Below are 20,073 nucleotides of genomic sequence, written 5' to 3'. Positions count from 1 at the left end.
ATGGTCTGCCGTAGTCCAATGCGGTGAAAACCGTTGTGCGTCGATCAGGGATGATCGAGAGCAGACGTAGAGCGTCAGCAGTCATTTCGAGATATCAAGTGAAGACAAGTTTTGAAAAGAAAACGAGGAACCGACACATGACTCGCCTTGGGATCCGCACCACCACAGCAGCGATGGGAGCGGCTCTTCTGCTTGTCACTGGATGTTCTTCCGGTGAGGGTGGCGACAAACTCCAAACTATCGACCCGGCTACCGCGGTAGTTTCGCCGGCCACCACAACTTCTCTCGACGGCGTCGTTCGTCCGTACACCGGCCGAATCGATTCCATCACATTCGATCCGGTCACGCGCAACACTCTCGTCGTGACGCAGGATCCACGTTCGGTTCGGATCGTTCCGGCCGATTCGCTGAAGTCTGCGGATACAGCGGTAGCCGGCCGAGATATCAGCCTCGACGGAGACGTCCGCGACGTATCGATCGCCTCGGACGGAAAAGCCTTGCTGTCCATGGACGGCAAGGTCGTGACGCTGAATCTGGTCACTGGCGAGCAGAGCATTACCCCCTCCCCGGGAGTGGCCAACTCGGCAGTCGAACTTGCCGATGGCCGCATCGCAATCGGAACAGACGATGGTTCAATTCACATTGTCGACCCGAAGACCGATCAGTCACAAACGATTTCAGGTTTTGCATCGGTCGACGAACTTGCGGTGACGGGCGAGAATCTCAGCGCGCTCGATCACCAGCAAACCTCACTGACAGCAATCAACTTGGACGAAGACCGTCTCGGTGCCGCCTTGAGGGCCGGCGAAGGCGCAACACATCTCGCGACGGACCATTTCGGTCGCATCCTCGTCACCGATACCACCGGAGACGAACTTCTGGTCTTCACAGCTGATCCGCTCCTGATGCGCCAGCGCTTCCCCGTCGGTGACTCGCCGTACGCAGTGGCCTACGACGAGGGCGCAGACCGGGTGTGGGTGACTCTGACAGGCACCAACGAAGTTGTCGGCCTGGACCTCTCCTCGGGCATCCCCGTCGAAACCGCCCGGTTCCGCACCGTACGTCAGCCCAACTCGCTCGCAGTCGATTCCAGCACCGGCACCCTGATCGTCGGGTCCGCAACCGGGGACGGACTCCAGAGCATTCCCACGCGGATCAGCTGATGGCGCAGCGGCAGAGGCCTTCCTCGGCACAGACTCCCTGGGACACATCCGACGACGTGTTCGACTATCTGCCGCTGCACCTTCCGCCACATGTCTCGCGAATAACCGCGTCGATGCGCCTGTCGATCTCCGCGGAGTTCGGTGGCTGGGAGCTTTCCCAGGTGCGTCTGTATCCGGACGGCACCCGACGTGTTCTGCTCAAACGTAAGAAAACACCGCTACATGTGGAAAATCCGGACGGCATCATCCACTGATTCGCCCACCTCGACGTTCACACCACGAAGTTCACACCGAAGAAAAGCAGGAGAATTGTGTACCAGCTGCTGTTGAGCCTGATGTTCCGCGTTCCCCCGGAGCGCATCCATCATCTGGCGTTTGCCGCCATGCGTCTGGTGACGAGATTTGCGCCGATCCGATGGCTCGTCGCGAAGGTCCTCGTGGTCGACGATCCGGTCCTTCGGAGCCAGGCTTTCGGGCTGACGTTTCCCGCTCCGCTCGGATTGGCGGCCGGCTTCGACAAGGACGCCACCGGAGTCGACGCGTGGGGTCCGCTCGGATTCGGATTCGCAGAAATCGGAACCGTCACGGCGCAGGCGCAGCCCGGCAATCCAGCTCCACGACTGTTCCGTCTGCCCGCTGATCGCGCTCTGATCAACCGGATGGGTTTCAACAATCACGGTGCCGGACATGCGGCGAACTTCTTGCGCCAGCGCCGCGTCACCGTACCGATCGGCGCCAACATCGGGAAGACCAAGATCGTCGACGCCGCCGACGCGCCTGCCGATTACACGGCCAGTGCACAACTGCTCGGCCCCCTGGCCGACTTCATGGTGGTCAACGTCAGCTCCCCCAACACTCCCGGACTCCGCGATCTGCAGGCGGTCGAATCACTGCGCCCGCTACTTCAGGCAGTCCTCGACACCGTTCATGTTCCGGTTCTCGTGAAGATTGCTCCGGACCTGTCCGACGACGACGTCGACGCTGTCGCGGATCTGGCCGTCGAGCTCGGATTGGCCGGCATTGTGGCCACCAACACCACGATTCGTCGCGACGGATTGAAGACGCCCGACGCCGAGGTCGCGGCGATCGGTGCGGGCGGACTGTCCGGGGCGCCCGTTGCGGATCGCTCACTCGAGGTGCTTCGCCGGTTGTACGGTCGTGTCGGCAACAAACTGACCATCATCTCTGTCGGCGGTATCGAAACAGCCGATCAGGCCTGGGAGCGCATTCTGGCCGGCGCAACCCTGGTTCAGGGCTACACCGGCTTCATCTACGGCGGACCGTTCTGGGCTCGCAGCATTCACAAGGGCATCGCCAAGAAGGTGCGGGCTGCCGGATTCTCCTCGATCAGCCAAGCCGTGGGCGCCGAGAACCCGCGCTAGCCACTAAGCGCCTCAACGGCAGCGGCCGGTTTCCTTCATCACGAAGGAAACCGGCCGCTGCCGTTGGTCTGGCCTTACTTGACCTCGAACGTACCTGTCAGCGTTGCGCGTGCGATCGCGTGATGGAACACGTTGAACCCCAGGAACGCGGGTGACGAGTCGGCGGTAACGCCGTCGAGCTTGTCTACATCCAGTGCATGAACGGCCACGATGTATCGATGCGGTCCGTGTCCGGGAGGCGGGCCGGCACCGATGTAGCCGAAGCCTCCGCCGTCGTGGCGGAGAGTCACCGTGCCCTCAGGCAGAGCCGAACTGTCCGCAGCGCCCGCGCCGGCCGGAAGTTCAGTGACAGAAGCGGGGATGTTCGCCACTTCCCAGTGCCAGAATCCCGACGCGGTGGGGGCATCAGGATCCAACACTGTGACAACAAAGCTCTTGGTCTCGGCGGGGAATCCCGACCAGGAGAGCTGCGGCGAGATGTCCTCACCGCCGGGAACACCGAAGGCACCGCTGGCCTGAGCGAGTTTCAGCGGTTGACCCGCCGTGATGTCGTCGCTGGTCAGCTCGAAGCTCGGCAACTTCGGCAATGGTTCGTACGGATCGTAAGCCATGCGAAATCCTTTCGTGTGACTGATGTTCAAGGCTGCTGCGTGTTCAGGAATTGAGCAAGAAATTTTCCAGAACACGTGTTCCGAACAGTACGGCGTCCACCGGCACCCTCTCGTCGACGCCATGGAACAACGCACTGAAATCGAGTTCGGGCGGCAACTGCAACGGCGCGAAGCCGAAGCACCGAATACCCAGTTTCGCAAACGCTTTCGCGTCGGTCCCGCCCGAGAGCATGTACGGAACGGTGCGCGCATCGGGGTCGTGAGCGAGGATCGCGTTGTTCATCGCATCGACCAGATGGCCGTCGAATGTTGTTTCGTACGAGTCGAGTTTGGTGATCCACTCGCGGGTCACGTCGGGGCCGATCAATTGGTCGACGGTGCGCTCGAACTCGGCTTGGCGTCCGGGAAGCACACGGCAGTCGAAGACGGCTTCCGCAGTCTGCGGAATGACGTTTGCCTTGTATCCGGCCTTGAGCATCGTGGGATTGGCGGTGTCCCGGAATGTCGCGCCGATGATGTTGGCAATAGTGCCCAGCTTGGCCAAGGTTCCGTCGATATCAGGCGACGTCGGATCGAAATCGAGGCCCGTCTCTTCACCCACCGCGGTGAGGAATTCCGCGACCGAATCTGAAATCACGATCGGGAACTGATGGGCACTCAACCTCGCGACTGCCCCCGCCAAGGTCGCCACGGCATTGTCGTCGTGAAGGAAGGAACCATGTCCGGCCCGGCCTTTGGCCGTCAGCCTCATCCAGCCGAGGCCCTTCTCCGCCGTCTCCACCAGATACAGACGGCGATCGGTTCCGTCCGGACGCGGAACGGTCAACGAGAATCCGCCCACTTCGCCGACAGCCTCGGTCACACCGTCGAACAAATCCGGTCGGTGCTCGACCAGCCACTGGCATCCGTATTTGCCGCCCGCTTCTTCGTCGGCGACAAATGCGAACACCAGGTCACGCGGCGGAACAGTTCCCTCGGCCTTGAACTGGCGGGCGAGCGCCAGGATCATCCCGACCATGTCTTTCATATCGACAGCGCCGCGACCCCAGATGTATCCGTCCTGAACGGCCCCGGAGAAGGGGTGGACACTCCAGTCGGCCGGCTCAGCCGGAACTACGTCGAGGTGTCCGTGCAGCATCAGGGCACCGCGTCCGGAATCTTTACCCTTCAAACGCGCGAACACATTTCCGCGGCCAGGAGCACCCGACTCGACATATTCGGTCTCGTACCCGACCTCTTGCAGCTGCGCACCAACCCACTCCGCGCACGCACGTTCACCTTTGGTCGTTTCGAGTTCTCCGGTGTTGGACGTGTCGAAACGAATCAGAGAGCTGACAAGATCGACGACTTCTGCTTGTGAACGGCTGGGACCTGAATCTTTCGGAGATGAAGACATATCACTTTCCTACCATCGAATCACCCGAGATGGCAGACTGAAATCGTTCTCACCTGGCGATTTGGGACTACCCGTGGGATCGGATACTCTTTCCCAGCACCGAGAAATCGGGGCCGAGTCCGAGTGGCGGAATGGCAGACGCGCTAGCTTGAGGTGCTAGTGTCCTATTAACGGACGTGGGGGTTCAAGTCCCCCCTCGGACACTCGAAATACATAAAGAAAATGACCCCAGCCGAACAGGCTGGGGTCATTTTTGATGTGTGCTACACCGTGAGTTGCGCTGAAATCAGGTGCGCCTGATGTTGGAGTTGCTGTCGAAGCTTGCTTTCATGACTGGATTCGACGCCGAGTCGCTTCGGGTCGAACCGAGAGAGTGGCCCGCTCAGAGTCAATGCGCACAGAACCTGGCCGGTCGGCCGGATGACTGGAACCGCAAGCGCTGCAACACCCAGTTCCATCTCGGCCAGATTCTGGCTGAAACCATTGACGCGTGCGAGCCGCAATTGGATCTCGAGTTCCTCCAGTGAGCTGATACCGAACTGCGTTATCGGCGGCGGCAGACCATCGCCGTATCGTGCGGCCAACTCCGTCTCACTCAGGTAGGACAGGAGCACCTTTCCGGCGGCAGTGGCGTGAGCCGGCATCAACCCACCGATCCTGCTGGTAACCCGCATGATCTGTTCGGACTCGACAGCAGCCACGAACTTGATCGAAATGTTCTGCAGTACGGCCAATTGAATGGTCTCCCCCGTCAAATTTCGCAGGGCCTCCATGTGCGGCAGGGCCACGTCGACACAGTGCGCCACAGCCGCAGCATTCCTCGTCCCCGACATTGCCGGCCCAAGTCGGTACTTCCGTCCCCCGGGACTCTTCATCACATAGGTCGCTTCGAGCAGAGTTGCCGCCAGGCGATGTGCCGTGGAAGTCGCACAATCCAGCGCCTGAGCGATCTCGGTAATGCCCAGTTCCTCGTGATCCTGCAACGCATCGAGTACTCGCAGTGCTTGTCTCACCGAACTCAGAGTGTCGCTCATTTCCCCTCCAATGTCGCATAATTTCCCGCATACAGGAATCTAACACTAAGCCATTCCTATAAAAGGAATTTGATGCTAACTTCTTGAACATGCACATCGAGACGGAGATCACTATTTCTGGTCATTGAAATCCGGCGACAAAGGTATGGAATCAGACAAATGGCAAGAATTGGAATTATCGGCAGCGGTGGCATCGCACGCAGCATCGCTTCGTACATCGCTTCCAGTGACATACATAGCCTGTCTTTCGTCCAAGGTCGAGAGTTGGACGAAACAGAATTTGTCACCGCCACACAAATCACCGATCAGATGCTGCACGAAACCGACATCGTGATCGAAGCTGCGCATCCCGACGCCGTCGCAAAGTTCAGCGAACAGGTACTGCTGACGTGCGACCTCATGATCCTCTCGTGCGCTGCACTCGTCGACGACTCTCTCCGCGACCGGCTGACAAAACTCTCCGCTGACTGCGGTACCAGCCTGATCGTCCCGCACGGCGCCTTGGCCGGCGTCGAGAGTTACCTGTCCTCTCCCGGCAAATGGGCCTCGGCAACAATCGAATTCGTCAAGTCTCCGTTCAGCCTGGAACCGGTTCCAGCTGATACAAGCGAGCGGCTGGTCATCTACGACGGACCGGTGCGGGGCATCGCTGCCCTGTATCCACGCAACGTCAACGCAATGGTGACGTTCGCGCTCGCCACCGTCGGACTCGATGAATGCCGCGCCCGACTCATCAGCGATCCTGCAGCAGTGCTCGGACAGCTCAGCACCAAGGCAATCGGCCTCGACGGATCCTGCCTCGAGGTTTTCAAACAGCAGCCCATGAACGGTGTATCCGGAACTGAAATGGCCAGTTCCGTACTGAGCAGCCTTCAATCCGCTATCGAGAAACGATCGGGACTGATCTTCGGGTAACGACGAGCACCCGTGCCAGCAACCCAACGTCGCGAACCGCACCCGGCACTACACATCGGGAGCGGACCTGACATCAACTACCTTGTCCAGCAAAGAAACCGAGGTTTGCATTGTGAACAGCACTGAAACGCAAGCTCCAACTGCGCCGTCGCTCAAGCGGCTGGCAATCGCATCGTGCGCCGGAACAGCGATCGAGTACTACGATTTCCTCGCGTATGCAATCGCTGCAGCCACCGTCTTCAACGTCGTATTCTTTCCCACGGCAGATCCGCTGACAGGAACACTTCTCGCCCTGGCCACTTTCGGCACGGGCTTCATCGTCCGTCCGTTAGGCGGAATCGTGATCGGCCACTTCGGTGACCGCTTGGGTCGCAAGAAGATGCTGGTCCTGACCCTCCTCATGATGGGGGCCGGAACCGTACTCATCGGACTACTGCCGACGTACGCGCAGATCGGAATCTGGGCCCCGATCCTCCTGATCGTCCTTCGCTTGATTCAGGGGTTTGCCGCCGGTGGCGAGTTCGCCGGTGCTGCACTGATCGCCATCGAACACGCTCCGCCAGGACGGAAAGGCTTCTACGGTAGCTGGACAATCTTGGGCGTGTCCGCAGGCGCGCTTCTCGCCACCGGCGCCTTTGCGCTTCTCGGACGCCTGGACAGCGACCAGTTCTTGAGTTGGGGTTGGCGACTGCCTTTCCTTGCCAGCATCCTGATCGGGGCTGTCGGTCTCTTGGTTCGATTCGGCATCGAGGAAACCCCCGAATTCCTGGAAGAACAGGAAGCCGAAAAGAAGACCGAAAAGCCCAAGAAACTCCCGTTCCTCCAGGTCATTCGTGATCACCCGCGGGCGATCATTCTCTCAGCGGGCACCTTGATCGGTTACTCGACATTCGTCTACGTCGTGTTCACCTTCCTCCTCACCTACGGAACCAAGGAAGTAGGACTCTCACGAAGCCTGCTGCTGAACGCGTCGATGGTGGGTCTCGCAATCCAGATCATCTGCATTCCGGCCTGGGCGGCACTGTCTGATCGGATCGGCCGCAAACCAGTCATGCTCATTGGCGGCCTATCCCTACTGTTCTTCTCCTTCGCTCTGTTCCCGCTGATCCGCACCGAGAACACCACCGTCATATTCCTGACACTCATCCTCGGATACAACGGGGCAGCGGCAATCCACGCACCGATGGCCGCATTCTTCGCCGAACTCTTCGGAACCGGCGTCCGCTACAGCGGAATCTCGTTGGGCTATCAAATCGGCAACGTCCTCGGCGGCGGACTTGCCCCGGTCGTCGCGACTGCGCTCTTCGCTATGAACAAGAGCACTGTGCCCGTGTCGCTATACCTCGCTGCCGCAGCAGTTGTCAGCCTCGTGTGCCTCCTCAGCCTGCCCAACACCGGGCGCCGCAAGGACGAACTTGCCGCAGTAGCAGCGGAAACCGAAGCCGCAGCACTGGTCAAGTAGGACCGGATCACACGATTCCCAGTCTCCCAACACCCGCGCTAGGCATGCGATTTGGGAGACTGGGCAGGCATCGGATACTCTTTCCCTGCACCGCGAAATCGGTGCCGAGTCCGAGTGGCGGAATGGCAGACGCGCTAGCTTGAGGTGCTAGTGTCCTATTAACGGACGTGGGGGTTCAAGTCCCCCCTCGGACACTCTGTGTTGAGACAGACAGGAAAAGCTCCGGTTCATTGAACCGGAGCTTTTCTCGTAAGATGGCAACGTTCCCACACCGGGGAGCAGTCCGCGCGAGCGGCGATCGAGATGGAACAGAAGTTCAAGTGGATACAGATACACGGCAGTCCGACGTAATAGTTTCAGAATCTGCCTTGGCAGAACTGACCGGACTCGACCCCGCAGAACTCGCGATCTGTTTGAAGGTTCTGCGCGAAGCCGCCGAACTCGACGACGAACATCCAGACTCCGTCACGATGCAGCGTGCCGTCGGCCATCTGTTCAAGCGACTCAAGAAGAAGCGTCGACTGGCCTCCCGCGCGGCCGTCAACGAAGCCGACCGTGAGGTCGTCGCTGCTACGGCAACCGGTTCACCCGACCGCATCGACGACGAGACCGCCGGCATCGCGATCAAGTCCAACACTGCCGGTTCCATCGCAGGCACCCTCATCAAGGCGCGCCCCTGCTACATCTGCAAGCAGCGCTACACACAGGTCGACGCCTTCTATCACCAGTTGTGCCCGGACTGCGCCTTGATGAGCCGCAGCAAGCGCGACGCCAGTACCGATCTGACGGGACGCCGCGCGCTCCTTACCGGTGGCCGCGCCAAGATCGGCATGTACATCGCTCTGCGTCTGCTGCGCGACGGCGCTCATCTGACCATCACCACGCGCTTCCCGAACGACGCGATTCGCCGGTTCAAGGCGATGGAAGACAGCGCCGACTGGATTCACCGTCTGCGCATCGTCGGCATCGATCTCCGCGATCCGGCGCAGGTAGTAGCGCTCGCGGATTCCGTTGCGGCACAAGGCCCTCTCGACATCTTGATCAACAATGCAGCCCAGACCGTACGTCGGTCCCCCGGCGCTTACGGCGCTTTGGTCGACGCCGAGGCCAGTGCGCTTCCCGCGGGCGAACTCCCGGACGTCGTCACGTTCGGTAAGACCAGCGACGCCCACCCGGCTGCGCTGGCCGGTTCACTCTCGGACGTTGCTGCCCTCACAACCGGCAATCTTTCGGCCGACGCCGTCAGCTCGCTTGCCCTGGTCGCAAAGTCCGCTTCACCCGATCGCATCGAACAGGGAATCGCTATCGACGCCGGCGGACTCCTCCCCGACCTCGCGCACAGCAACAGCTGGGTTCAGACCGTCGAAGAGGTCGACCCGATCGAGCTTCTCGAAGTCCAACTCTGCAATTCGGTTGCCCCGTTCATCCTCGTCTCGCGCCTGCGTCCGTCGATGGCCGCATCCGATGCGCGTCGCAAGTACGTCGTGAACGTCTCCGCAATGGAAGGCCAGTTCAGCCGCGCGTACAAGGGGCCTGGCCACCCTCACACCAACATGGCCAAGGCCGCACTGAACATGCTGACCCGCACCAGTTCCAAGGAAATGCTCGAAGACGGCATCCTCATGACTGCCGTCGACACCGGGTGGATCACCGACGAACGGCCGCATTTCACCAAGATGCGTCTGGCTGACGAAGGCTTCCATGCACCCCTCGACCTGGTCGACGGTGCAGCCCGCGTGTACGACCCCATCGTCCAGGGCGAACTGGGCGTCGACATCCACGGCTGCTTCCTCAAGGACTACAAGCCCTCACCGTGGTGAGGTGACCACCGAGCGTCCACCGTGGTGAGGTGACCACCGAGGTGACTGCACCCACCTCGTCGCCTGGATGTGGCAATTTCGACACTGCCGCAGCGCCGTGTCGAGTCCCGCATTCCGGCAGCCGAACGCAATTGCAGGCGATAATGGTCTACGACCCTGCCATCGACTGGGCACCGGCAATCAATTCGGAGGAACCATGGCGATCGCTGTCGTACACAAGGACAGCCCGGAGGGCCGGGCTGCCATCGTCGCCGGCGCACGCGAGTCCGTGAATCGACGCGAACAACTTCTGGTTCTGCATGTCATCGACGACATCAATCTCGCAGAAACCGACGAAGACAACGCGGCATTGCGCGGAGAGGTCCAATCAGCGCTTGACGCCGGCGGATTCTCCGAGACACCGTGGGAACTACGTACGACGGAGCATGACGGTGACCCGGTCACTGCGTTGGTCCAGCTGACCGAGTCCACCGGTGCGGGGCTCTTGATCGTCGGAACGCGTCGTATGTCCCCCATTGGCAAGTTTCTCTTGGAACGGCCGCTCCAGCGACTCCTCCTCGAAGTCGAGGTACCGATCCTCGTCGTCAAAGACCCCCTACCCGAAGAGTGAGCTCCATCACATCGGATCGGAGTGCTCGTTTGTAGGCTGGTGCCATGTCTGAACCTGAGCTCGACATCATCGTCTACGGAGCCAGCGGCTTCGTCGGAAAACTCCTGGCCGAGTATCTGGTGAAAAATTCGCCGGCCGGCATCAAGATCGGTCTCGGTGGTCGCTCGATCGAAAAGCTGGCTGCCGTCCGGGCGACGCTCGGTGCCGCTGCAACTGAACTCCCCCTGGTCATTGCCGACGCCGACGACCCGACCGCGCTGAAGGTTCTTGCGACGCGAACCCGCGTCGTTGCCACGACCGTGGGTCCGTACGCAAAGTACGGACATGCACTGGCTCACGCCTGCGCTGCTGCCGGCACCGACTACGTCGATCTCACCGGCGAGGTCCTCTTTCATCGGGACAGCATCGACGCCAATCATGACCTTGCGGTGTCCACCGGTGCCCGCATCGTCCACTCGTGTGGATTCGATTCCATCCCTTCGGATCTCGGCGTTCACGTCCTGCACAAGTTGGTCCAGGCCGATGATGCCGGCGAGATGACCGACACCACGTTGGTCGTGACCTCACTGCGGGGTGGCATCAGCGGCGGCACCATCGATTCACTCCGCAATCAGATCGACGTGTCGAAAGATGATGCGCGCCTGAGGAAATTGGCCGCGTCGCCGTACTCGCTGAGCCCTGACCGCGAGCGTGAGCCGGATCTCGGGCGCCAGAGCGACGTGACGGTCGTCGACGGCCGGAAGATCAGCCCCTCGTTGAAGGGGTGGAAGGCGCCGTTCTTCATGGCGTCCTACAACACCCGCGTCGTCCGGCGCAGCAATGCGCTTCGGGATTGGTCCTACGGCAAGAAATTCAAGTACAGCGAGGTGATGAGCGTCGGATCTTCCGTCATCTCACCAGTGGTTGCCGGCGGCGTGGCGCTCGGACTCGGCGCTCTGATTGCCGGGCTGGCGCTTCCCCCGACGCGATTCCTCCTCGACAAGGTGCTCCCCGCGCCCGGCGAAGGTCCGAGCGAGGACGCGCAGAAGAAGGGGCATTTCACGCTCGACGTCTTCACCGTCACCACCACCGGAGCCCGGTACCGATCACGCGTCCGCGCGCAAGGCGACCCCGGATACAGCGCAACGGCAGTGATGCTCGGTGAATCAGCGTTGAGCCTGGCAGTCGACAGTGCTGAATTACCCGCCGGCACATCACTACCCGACGCCGCCGGCGTTCTGACCCCGGCCACGGCGTTGGGAGATGTCCTGGTCGAGCGACTGCGTAGCGCAGGTTTCGAAGTATCGGCCAAGAAACTCTGACCGGACAACTTCGATGCCTGCGTCCGCTGCGACTCGGGATATAGTTCTCGGCAGTAATGCTCGGCGAATCAGTGCCGAGTGCTGCTGTCAACAACACAGAATTGCCCCGAAAACGCAGCATTACCCAACGCTGCGGACGTCCTCACCCCGGCCACAGCCGGGGAGATGTCCTGGTCGAACGTTTGTGTCGTGCAGATTTCGAGGTCTTCGCGGGCCGAGTGTGATGATCCATCGAGGCTCTGTGCCCCCGCGAAATACTCACGAGTAACATTGATTGCGGTTCATGGCACCCGTCGCGGTGCTCCGATTTCGGAAAAGTGAGGCTATTCATGACTGAGCGCGTTCAGGTCGGCAGTCTGCAGGTTGCGAAGGTTCTCTACGACTTCGTTGTCGAAGAGGTACTTCCCGGCACCGGTGTAAACGCCGAGACGTTCTGGGCCGGCGCCGACAAGGTCATCACCGAGCTCGCCCCGAAGAACCGTGCGCTGCTTGCCAAGCGTGACGATCTGCAGGCGAAGATCGATCAGTGGCACCGCGACCACTCCGGTGCTCCCCTCGACGCCGCCGCCTACAAGGCTTTCCTCCAGGAAATCGGCTACCTCCTGCCGACCCCGGCACCGTTCTCGGTCACCACAGCAAATGTGGATACCGAAATCACGTCGACGGCCGGCCCGCAGTTGGTTGTCCCGATTCTCAACGCGCGCTTCGCACTCAACGCGTCCAACGCCCGTTGGGGTTCGTTGTACGACGCGTTGTACGGCACCAATGCCATCTCCGAGGAGAACGGCGCCGAAAAGGGTTCGGGCTACAACAAGGTTCGCGGCGACAAGGTCATCGCGTGGGCTCGTGAATTCCTCGACGCTGCAGCACCTCTCGCGTCGGGCTCGCACGCCGATTCCACGAAGTACCTGATCGACGGCGGCGAACTGAAGGTCACTCTCGCCGACGGCACGGTCACGACATTGGCTCAGCCGGAGAAGCTTGTCGGCTACCTCGGTGAGAAGGACGCACCTACCAGCGTTCTCCTCCTCAACAATGGTTTGCACGCCGAGATCCAGATCGACGCGACTTCCCCGATCGGCAGCACGGACGCAGCCGGCGTCAAGGACGTCGTACTCGAGTCTGCTGTCACCACGATCATGGACTTCGAGGATTCGGTCGCCGCTGTCGACGCCGACGACAAGGTTGTCGGTTACCGCAACTGGTTGGGCCTCAACCGCGGTGATCTGTCCGAGGAGATCAAGAAGGGCGCCAAGTCCTTCACCCGCACCCTCAACGGTGACCGTAAGTACACGGCCGTCGACGGCAGCGAACTCAGCCTGCATGGCCGTTCACTCCTGTTCGTCCGCAACGTCGGACACCTCATGACCAACCCCGCAATCCTCGACGCCGAAGGCAACGAGGTCCCCGAAGGCATCCTCGACGCCCTGATCACCAGCGCCTGCGCTGTTCACGGCCTGACGATCAGCGACGCCAACGGCCCGCACGACAACAGTCGCACGGGCTCGATCTACATCGTCAAGCCCAAGCAGCACGGTCCCGAGGAAGTTGCCTTCACCACCGAACTGTTCGGTCGTGTCGAGCAGGTCCTCGGCTTGCCCGAGAACACGCTCAAGGTCGGCATCATGGACGAAGAGCGTCGTACGACAGTCAACCTCGCTGCCTGCATCAAGGAAGCCAGCGACCGTGTTGTGTTCATCAACACCGGCTTCCTCGACCGCACCGGCGACGAGATCCACACCTCCATGGAAGCCGGCGCGATGGTGCGCAAGGGCGAAATGAAGAAGCAGAAGTGGATCGGCGCCTACGAGGACTGGAACGTCGATACCGGCTTGGCCTGTGGCCTGCAGGGCAAGGCTCAAATCGGCAAGGGCATGTGGGCCATGACCGAACTGATGGCCGACATGCTCGAGCAGAAGATCGGCCATCCCAAGGCCGGAGCCAACACCGCGTGGGTTCCCTCACCCACCGGCGCAACCCTGCATGCGACGCACTACCACCGCGTCGACGTCTTCGCTGTTCAGGACGAGTTGAAGGGCAAGCCTCGCGCCACCGTCGACGACATCCTGACCATCCCGCTCGCACCCAGCACCGACTGGTCGGACGCGGAGAAGAAGGAAGAACTCGACAACAACTGCCAGTCCATCCTCGGCTACGTCGTCCGCTGGATCGACGCCGGCGTCGGCTGCTCCAAGGTTCCCGACATCCACGATGTCGCACTCATGGAGGACCGCGCGACCCTGCGCATCTCGAGCCAGTTGCTCGCCAACTGGTTGCGTCACGGCATCGTCAGTGAGACGGACGTCGTGTCTGCACTCGAGCGCATGGCGCCGGTCGTCGACCGTCAGAACGACGGCGACGCCGAATACCGCAACATGGCACCGGATTTCGGTTCCAACATTGCATTCCAGGCAGCCAAGGAACTAATCCTCGAGGGCGCAAAGCAGCCCAGCGGGTACACAGAGCCGATCCTGCACCGTCGTCGCCGCGAGTACAAGGCCGCCAACGCCTGATAGCTCACGACGCATTCCGAACGGCCTCGACACCGAAGTGGTGTCGAGGCCGTTCGCGTTTGATCATCACTAGACTGGCCTGAACACAATCTTCGAGCTACCGAGGCGGGCAACGTACGTGGGCGAACATCGCGGCGGTTCAAGCGCCAGAGGTATCAGCAAGGGTCCGATCTTCGTGGTCGCACTGATTGTGCTGATCGTGGCGGGTTTTTTCGGGTGGAAAGCGCTCGGCAGTCGCATCGCCGATCAGGGCGAGCAGGCCGCGGGGACGTGCGTCGAGGGTGGCAAGACACTCGATGTCACCGCCGATCCGTCCATTGCCCCGCAGATCGAAGAGTTGGGAAAGCGGTACACCCAGACCTCTCCCGTGGTTCGCGACCATTGCATCACCGTTGCCGTACACGGTGCGCCGACGCCTGCTGTCGGTGCTGCGCTCGCAGCAGGTGCTCAATCGACCTGGGATGACGCGGCCCTCGGACCCCGCCCCGGCCTGTGGGTCGCCCAGAGTTCGTTCGATACAGCTCCACTGGCCGGACAGTCGGTAATGAACGGCGAGCCGCGATCACTCGCAATGTCGCCACTCGTGCTGGCGGTCAGTCCTGATACGGCTGCCGCCTTGAAATCCACCGGGGCTTCCTGGAAATCGCTGCCGTCCGATCTGACAATGGCACTTCCCGTCGGCAGTACCGAAACCGTCATGGCAACACAAGCCGTCGCCGCGGACGTATCCGGAGCCGGAGCAGGTCCGGTCACCACTGAGCAGGCTCGCTCCAGCCAGGTAACCTCCGCGTTGACCACCCTTGCGCTTCGCTTCCAGACTCTGCCGAACCCGCCGGCCACCACCGCCGACGCACTGGCTGCCTTGTCCAGCGGAGCGCTGGATACTGTCAAAGCTGTTCCCACAACAGAACAGTCGATCGCACAATCCGCGAACCCCGCTATGACGGCGTACTCCCCGATCGGTTCTACGCCCGTCGCCGACTACCCGGCCGTCGTTGTTGCCGGCGCCGGTATCGACGAGACGTCCTCGCGCGCGGCAGCCCAATTCTCGGAGTACATGCGTGAGTCCGAGTCGTCGAAGATCTTCGTGGACTCCGGCTTTCGAGTGGAAGGTCACAGCGACCCCAATCTGGGAGCGCTGCCGCTGACGCGAATCGCATCCACACTGGTGCCGGCCTCCGCAGAGACCGCAGCGGTTCTCGGCAATGTGGTGGCCAATCCGGTCTCGGTGCGCAGTGCAAGCATCGTGATGGACACGTCGACTCCGATGGGCGTCGATGACGGCGGTCGATCGCGTCTGGCCAATATCGTCACGGCACTCGAAGCTCAACTCGGCCGCAGTCCCGACGCGTCGGACGTCGGACTGGCCGCGTTCAACACCACTGAGCGAATGCTGGTTCCGGGCGCTCCCCTGTCCGCACCCGCTCATCGCGGCGCGCTCACTGCTGCCTTGAACGGGTTACGCGCCGAAGGAAAGTCCGCCAAATATCCGGCACTGTCAGCGGCGTACAAGGCGGCGGTAGACGGGTACGACTCAGGTCGTACCAACTCGGTTCTCCTCGTCACCTCGAGTTCCACGGACGAATCCACGATGACCCGAGCCGAATTGCTCAGCGCAATAGCTGCGGCGGGCAACCCTGCTCGCCCGGTTCATGTGGACATTCTGGTTGTCGGTGCCGGCAATGACATCTCTACTCTCCAAGACGTATCGGACCGGACCGGTGGAACGTTGATTCGCGTGGATTCGACCGCCGACCCCGCATTGCCCGCCGCTGTCGCGAAACTGCTGTCCTGATGGCACGTCTCGCTGTATTTGCAGTAGTACTTACCCTCTTGACCTGGTTCCTGCACCGCAGGCTTGTCCGCGCCACCGGGATGTCGACGCGCTGGGCTCGCATCACCGATGCATTGTTGGTGCTGTTGGGTGTGCTGACGCTTATCGGGATGGGCAGCGGCGAGATTTTCCCGACGTCGTGGGCACGCCCGGTCGGATTTCTCGGCTGGGTCTGGTTGGCGTCGTGGCTTTATCTGATCCCGGGATTACTGATTATCGGACTGATCACCGGGATCAACCGCCTGGTGCGCCGACGCGGCGGTCAACCCACCGCGGTAGATCCGGCCAAGCGTCGTACCTTGCAGTTGGCCACGACAACAGTCGCTCTCGCTGCTTTCGGAACCGCTGGATACGGAGTGCTCGAGGCGTCTAATCCCCGGGTCACGCGTGTGCGCGTGCCGCTCGCTCGTCTACCGGAAGCTTTCGACGGTTATCGGATCGCCCTGATCACGGACCTGCATGTCGGCCCGGCGCGTGGAGTTGATTTCACTCGCAAGGTCGTCGACTTGGTGAACTCACAGGATGCGGACCTGATCGCGATCGCCGGTGATCTGGTGGACGGAACCGTAGCCAAGGTCGCTCCGGACCTGGCGCCCCTCGCCGATCTTCGTGCGCCGGATGGAGTTTTCGGTGTCAGTGGCAATCACGAGTTCTACGCCGACGACGGCGGAAAGTGGCTCGACGTGTGGGACAGTCTGGGAGTCACCACACTTCGTAACAGTCGATCTTCGATCGAGCGCGGAGGCACCTCCATCGATATCGTCGGAATTCACGACTACACGTCGCCCGAACCGTACGAGCCGAACCTCGGCAAAGCCCTGGAGGGCCGCAACCCCGAAATATTTGCCCTGCTCCTGGCGCACGAACCGCGTCAAGCGATTGAAGCATCCGAGCTGGGTATCGACCTACAACTGTCCGGCCACACCCATGACGGGCAGATGTGGCCGCTGCGTTACCTAGTTCCGCTGCAACAACCTTCGGTGCACGGCCTGGACAAGATCGGTAATACCGTTCTGTACACGACCCGCGGTGCCGGAGCGTGGGGACCACCGGTGCGGGTGGGTGCACCGCCGGAGATCACCGTTCTCGAACTGATTCGCGAACCGTGACCTCCAGCGGCGGGTGAGAAACTAGTTACCCGCGAACGCTTCGATCGGCGGGCATGAGCAGACCAGGTTGCGGTCGCCATGAGCACCGTCGATACGACGCACTGCCGGCCATACCTTGGGCCGAGCCTTGCCACGCGGGAACACTGCGATCTCACGCGAGTAGGGGTGATCCCACTCGGCTGCAATGCTTCCGGCGGTGTGCGGCGCACCGCGCAGCGGGTTGTCCTCAACGGTCCATTCGCCGGCTGCGACGCGATCAATCTCGCCGCGAATGGCAATCATCGCTTCGCAGAACTCGTCGATTTCTTCGAGGTTTTCGCTCTCGGTGGGCTCGACCATGAGGGTGCCGACCACGGGGAAGCTCATGGTCGGGGCATGGAAACCGTAGTCGGCCAGACGCTTTGCGACGTCGTCGACGGTAACTCCGGTGTCCTTGGTCAGACCGCGCAGGTCGAGGATGCACTCGTGCGCGACCATGCCGTTTTCTCCGGTGTAGAGCACCGGGAAGTACTCGTCGAGACGACGAGCGATGTAGTTGGCGGACGCGATAGCTGTCAGGCTCGCGCGGCGCAAGCCCTGTGCTCCCATCATTCGGATGTAAGTCCAGGTGATGGGCAGGATGGATGCGCTGCCGTACGGCGCGGCGGAGATTGTTCCCCGGCCGCCCAGTTCAGGCGCCATCGGATGTCCGGGCATGAACGGTGCGAGGTGTGAGCGAACGCCGATGGGTCCGACGCCGGGGCCACCGCCACCGTGCGGGATGCAGAAAGTCTTGTGCAGGTTCAGGTGGCTGACGTCGCCCCCGAAACGACCCGGACGAGCAAGGCCGACAAGAGCATTGAGGTTCGCGCCGTCGACGTATACCTGTCCGCCGGCATCGTGCACTGCGGCGCAGATGTCGGAGATCTCGTGCTCGTACACGCCATGGGTGGACGGGTACGTGATCATGATCGCGGCAAGACGCTCGGCGTGATCGGCAATCTTGGCACGCAGATCGTCGACGTCGACGTCACCGTTGGGACGGCACGCGACAACCTCGACGCGCATTCCGGCCATGACGGCGGAAGCGGCGTTGGTGCCGTGGGCGCTGGACGGGATCAGGCAGGTGTCGCGGTGATCGTCGCCGCGGCTGAGGTGGTAGTTGCGGATTGCGAGCAGACCCGCGTACTCCCCCTGGCTGCCGGCGTTAGGCTGCAGGCTCACGTTGTCGTAGCCGGTGACCGCAACCAGCCAGTCTTCGAGGTCCTTGATGATCTTGAGCAGTCCGGGTGCGTCGGAGGTGGGCGCAAACGGGTGAATGGCATTGAATGCGGGCCAGGTGATTGATTCCATCTCGGCGGTCGCGTTGAGCTTCATGGTGCAGGATCCGAGTGGGATCATGCTGCGGTCGAGCGCAATATCCTTGTCGGACAACGCACGCAGGTAGCGGAGCATTGCTGTTTCCGTACGGTAACGGGTGAATGCCTCATGCTGCAGGTAGTCCGACGTACGCTCCTGAGCGACCGGAACAGAGTTACCTTCGGCGTCGATGGCGACAACAGCGTCGTCGATTCCGAATGCGTCGAGGACTGCGAGTACGTGATCTGCCGTGGTTGCTTCGTCGCAGGAGATTCCGACATGGTCGGCGTCCACCAGTCGCAGATTGATACCGGATTCCTTGGCAGCAGCAACGACATCGGCGGCCTTGCCCGGGACCTGCGCCAGAACGGTGTCGAAGAACGAATCGTGAACGACGGTCACGCCGCCCTCACGCAGGCCGGTGGCCAGTGCATTCGCCTGCGCAGCGACGCGCAACGCAATCGCCTTGAGGCCCTCGGCGCCGTGGTAGCTCGCGTACATCGCCGCGAGGATGGCGAGGAGCACCTGGGCGGTACAGATGTTGGACGTCGCCTTTTCGCGACGGATGTGCTGTTCACGAGTCTGCAGCGCGAGGCGGTATGCCTTGTCTCCGTCGGCGTCGATGGAGACACCGACCAAACGGCCGGGCAGCTGACGTGCATGCTTTGCGTGCACGGCCAGGTAGCCGGCGTGCGGTCCGCCGTAACCCATGGGAACACCGAAACGCTGGGTCGTGCCGAAGCACGCGTCCGCGCCGAGTTCACCGGGCGAGGTAATCAACGTCATCGCAAGAAGATCAGCGCCGACGGCAACCAGCGCGCCGCGCTCGTGAGCCTCGGCGATGATCGCGGTGTAATCGACGACGCGGCCCGATGCACCCGGGATCTGAGCGATAATTCCGAAGAACTCACCTTCGGGCAGGCCCTGGGTGAGGTCGGCGGAGACGATCTCGATGCCGAGCGGCTCGGCGCGCGTCTCGATGACAGCCAACGTCTGCGGGTAGATGTCGGTGTCGACAACAAATCGGGGCGACTTGCTGCGGTTCGCGCGACGAAGCAACGTCATTGCTTCAGCTGCTGCGGTGGCCTCGTCGAGCATCGACGAGTTTGCGAGTTCCATGCCCGACAGGTCGGACACCATCGTCTGGAAGTTGAGGAGGGCTTCGAGGCGGCCCTGGCTGATCTCGGGCTGATACGGCGTGTACGCGGTGTACCAGGCCGGGTTCTCGATGATGTTGCGCAGCAACACCGGCGGGGTGAGAGTGTCGAAGTAGCCGAGACCGATCATCGAGGTGGCCACGGTGTTCTGAGCGGCGAGGGCCGTCAGCTCTGCCAGGGCTTCGTGCTCACCGACGGGAAGCGGAAGCGCATCGAGCCCATCGGCAATTCCGCCGGGGGCGGCGTCGAGGATGACAGCGGGAACGGCCTTGGTAGCGAGATCGTCGAGAGAATCGACCCCGATCAGTTCAAGGATGCGCGCGAGTTCCGCGGCGTTCGGACCGACATGGCGGTCGGCAAAAATACGGCTTGCAGCGTCGATCACGACAACTCCCAGACAGATCGGAGGATCAGGACACACACCTCTA

Annotated in this window: 15 protein-coding genes and 2 tRNA genes; 13 read left to right on the top strand and 4 right to left on the bottom strand. The window is 61.7% G+C overall.

All coding sequences use genetic code 11. The features are described 5' to 3' along the window. Positions 1–137: 137 nt before the first annotated feature. From MTX36_RS19665 to MTX36_RS19655, 3 genes are read left to right on the top strand one after another with little or no spacing between them, the layout of a single operon-like run. On the top strand, positions 138–1,163 hold the full coding sequence (locus tag MTX36_RS19665) for a WD40 repeat domain-containing protein (RefSeq protein WP_243621356.1): 1,026 nt from the start codon (positions 138–140) through the stop codon (positions 1,161–1,163). Next, positions 1,163–1,417, top strand: a complete 255-nt coding sequence (locus MTX36_RS19660) for a DUF5703 family protein (RefSeq protein WP_243621355.1) — start codon at positions 1,163–1,165, stop codon at positions 1,415–1,417. Before MTX36_RS19665 ends, MTX36_RS19660 begins: the two co-directional genes overlap by 1 nt. 57 nt (positions 1,418–1,474) lie before the next feature. Continuing rightward, positions 1,475–2,545 carry a quinone-dependent dihydroorotate dehydrogenase gene (locus tag MTX36_RS19655; RefSeq protein WP_243621354.1) on the top strand — a complete coding sequence of 357 codons (1,071 nt, stop codon included), beginning with the start codon at positions 1,475–1,477 and terminating at the stop codon, positions 2,543–2,545. Between the two features lie 74 nt (positions 2,546–2,619). Here MTX36_RS19655 and MTX36_RS19650 read toward each other — a convergent pair whose 3' ends face one another. Both MTX36_RS19650 and MTX36_RS19645 read right to left on the bottom strand, forming a co-directional pair. Continuing rightward, a complete protein-coding gene (locus tag MTX36_RS19650) occupies positions 2,620–3,156 on the bottom strand; it encodes a YbhB/YbcL family Raf kinase inhibitor-like protein (RefSeq protein ID WP_243621353.1) in 537 nt (178 codons plus the stop codon). 43 nt (positions 3,157–3,199) lie between these two features. Next, on the bottom strand, positions 3,200–4,552 hold the full coding sequence (locus MTX36_RS19645; RefSeq protein ID WP_243621352.1) for a M20/M25/M40 family metallo-hydrolase: 1,353 nt from the start codon (positions 4,550–4,552) through the stop codon (positions 3,200–3,202). Between the two features lie 117 nt (positions 4,553–4,669). On the opposite strand from MTX36_RS19645, the gene MTX36_RS19640 reads away from it, so the two are divergent. Beyond that, a tRNA-Leu gene (locus MTX36_RS19640) sits at positions 4,670–4,755 on the top strand. A 60-nt stretch (positions 4,756–4,815) separates the two neighbouring features. Here the strand turns inward: MTX36_RS19640 and MTX36_RS19635 are convergent. Next, positions 4,816–5,586 (bottom strand): IclR family transcriptional regulator, encoded by a 771-nt coding sequence (locus MTX36_RS19635; protein ID WP_243621351.1) that lies wholly within the window; start codon positions 5,584–5,586, stop codon positions 4,816–4,818. A 159-nt stretch (positions 5,587–5,745) separates the two neighbouring features. Between MTX36_RS19635 and MTX36_RS19630 the strand changes: the two genes are divergently transcribed. The 9 genes from MTX36_RS19630 to MTX36_RS19590 all read left to right on the top strand — a co-directional run bounded on the left by MTX36_RS19630 (position 5,746) and on the right by MTX36_RS19590 (position 17,150). Continuing rightward, complete coding sequence (locus MTX36_RS19630) at positions 5,746–6,501, top strand: aspartate dehydrogenase domain-containing protein (RefSeq protein ID WP_243621350.1); 756 nt, start codon at positions 5,746–5,748, stop codon at positions 6,499–6,501. A gap of 112 nt (positions 6,502–6,613) precedes the next feature. Next, positions 6,614–7,963, top strand: a complete 1,350-nt coding sequence (locus MTX36_RS19625) for an MFS transporter (protein WP_243621349.1) — start codon at positions 6,614–6,616, stop codon at positions 7,961–7,963. A 108-nt stretch (positions 7,964–8,071) separates the two neighbouring features. Then, positions 8,072–8,157 (top strand) — tRNA-Leu (locus MTX36_RS19620). 174 nt (positions 8,158–8,331) lie between these two features. Continuing rightward, entirely contained in the window at positions 8,332–9,783 is a 1,452-nt protein-coding gene (locus MTX36_RS19615; RefSeq protein WP_243621403.1) for an SDR family NAD(P)-dependent oxidoreductase, read from the top strand. A gap of 196 nt (positions 9,784–9,979) precedes the next feature. Continuing rightward, the gene (locus MTX36_RS19610) at positions 9,980–10,393 is read left to right on the top strand and encodes a universal stress protein (protein WP_243621348.1); all 414 of its coding nucleotides are present in this window, start codon (positions 9,980–9,982) and stop codon (positions 10,391–10,393) included. A 44-nt stretch (positions 10,394–10,437) separates the two neighbouring features. Then, positions 10,438–11,694, top strand: a complete 1,257-nt coding sequence (locus MTX36_RS19605; protein WP_243621347.1) for a trans-acting enoyl reductase family protein — start codon at positions 10,438–10,440, stop codon at positions 11,692–11,694. Between the two features lie 329 nt (positions 11,695–12,023). Continuing rightward, positions 12,024–14,207 (top strand): malate synthase G, encoded by a 2,184-nt coding sequence (locus tag MTX36_RS19600; protein ID WP_243621346.1) that lies wholly within the window; start codon positions 12,024–12,026, stop codon positions 14,205–14,207. Between the two features lie 118 nt (positions 14,208–14,325). Continuing rightward, complete coding sequence (locus MTX36_RS19595) at positions 14,326–16,002, top strand: substrate-binding domain-containing protein (RefSeq protein WP_243621345.1); 1,677 nt, start codon at positions 14,326–14,328, stop codon at positions 16,000–16,002. Further along, positions 16,002–17,150: a metallophosphoesterase gene (locus MTX36_RS19590; RefSeq protein WP_243621344.1), complete on the top strand. Its 1,149-nt coding sequence runs from the start codon at positions 16,002–16,004 to the stop codon at positions 17,148–17,150. Before MTX36_RS19595 ends, MTX36_RS19590 begins: the two co-directional genes overlap by 1 nt. Positions 17,151–17,171: 21 nt before the next feature. Here MTX36_RS19590 and gcvP read toward each other — a convergent pair whose 3' ends face one another. After that, entirely contained in the window at positions 17,172–20,030 is a 2,859-nt protein-coding gene (gcvP, locus tag MTX36_RS19585) for an aminomethyl-transferring glycine dehydrogenase (protein ID WP_243621343.1), read from the bottom strand. Positions 20,031–20,073: the final 43 nt, after the last annotated feature.

The organism is Rhodococcus sp. ARC_M6, assembly GCF_022810305.1.
GTDB lineage: Bacteria > Actinomycetota > Actinomycetes > Mycobacteriales > Mycobacteriaceae > Rhodococcus_F.
Note: the sequence above shows the minus strand (reverse complement) of the source record. Positions and strands in the feature narration are given on the sequence as shown.

What these genes read in the sequence shown, in the direction of transcription:
- MTX36_RS19665 (WP_243621356.1), top strand. Translation starts at nt 138, where the DNA reads ATGACTCGCCTTGGGATCCGCACCACCACAGCAGCGATGGGAGCGGCT.
- MTX36_RS19660 (WP_243621355.1), top strand. Translation starts at nt 1,163, where the DNA reads ATGGCGCAGCGGCAGAGGCCTTCCTCGGCACAGACTCCCTGGGACACA.
- MTX36_RS19650 (WP_243621353.1), bottom strand. Translation starts at nt 3,156, where the DNA reads ATGGCTTACGATCCGTACGAACCATTGCCGAAGTTGCCGAGCTTCGAG.
- MTX36_RS19645 (WP_243621352.1), bottom strand. Translation starts at nt 4,552, where the DNA reads ATGTCTTCATCTCCGAAAGATTCAGGTCCCAGCCGTTCACAAGCAGAA.
- MTX36_RS19635 (WP_243621351.1), bottom strand. Translation starts at nt 5,586, where the DNA reads ATGAGCGACACTCTGAGTTCGGTGAGACAAGCACTGCGAGTACTCGAT.
- MTX36_RS19630 (WP_243621350.1), top strand. Translation starts at nt 5,746, where the DNA reads ATGGCAAGAATTGGAATTATCGGCAGCGGTGGCATCGCACGCAGCATC.
- MTX36_RS19610 (WP_243621348.1), top strand. Translation starts at nt 9,980, where the DNA reads ATGGCGATCGCTGTCGTACACAAGGACAGCCCGGAGGGCCGGGCTGCC.
- MTX36_RS19605 (WP_243621347.1), top strand. Translation starts at nt 10,438, where the DNA reads ATGTCTGAACCTGAGCTCGACATCATCGTCTACGGAGCCAGCGGCTTC.
- MTX36_RS19600 (WP_243621346.1), top strand. Translation starts at nt 12,024, where the DNA reads ATGACTGAGCGCGTTCAGGTCGGCAGTCTGCAGGTTGCGAAGGTTCTC.
- MTX36_RS19590 (WP_243621344.1), top strand. Translation starts at nt 16,002, where the DNA reads ATGGCACGTCTCGCTGTATTTGCAGTAGTACTTACCCTCTTGACCTGG.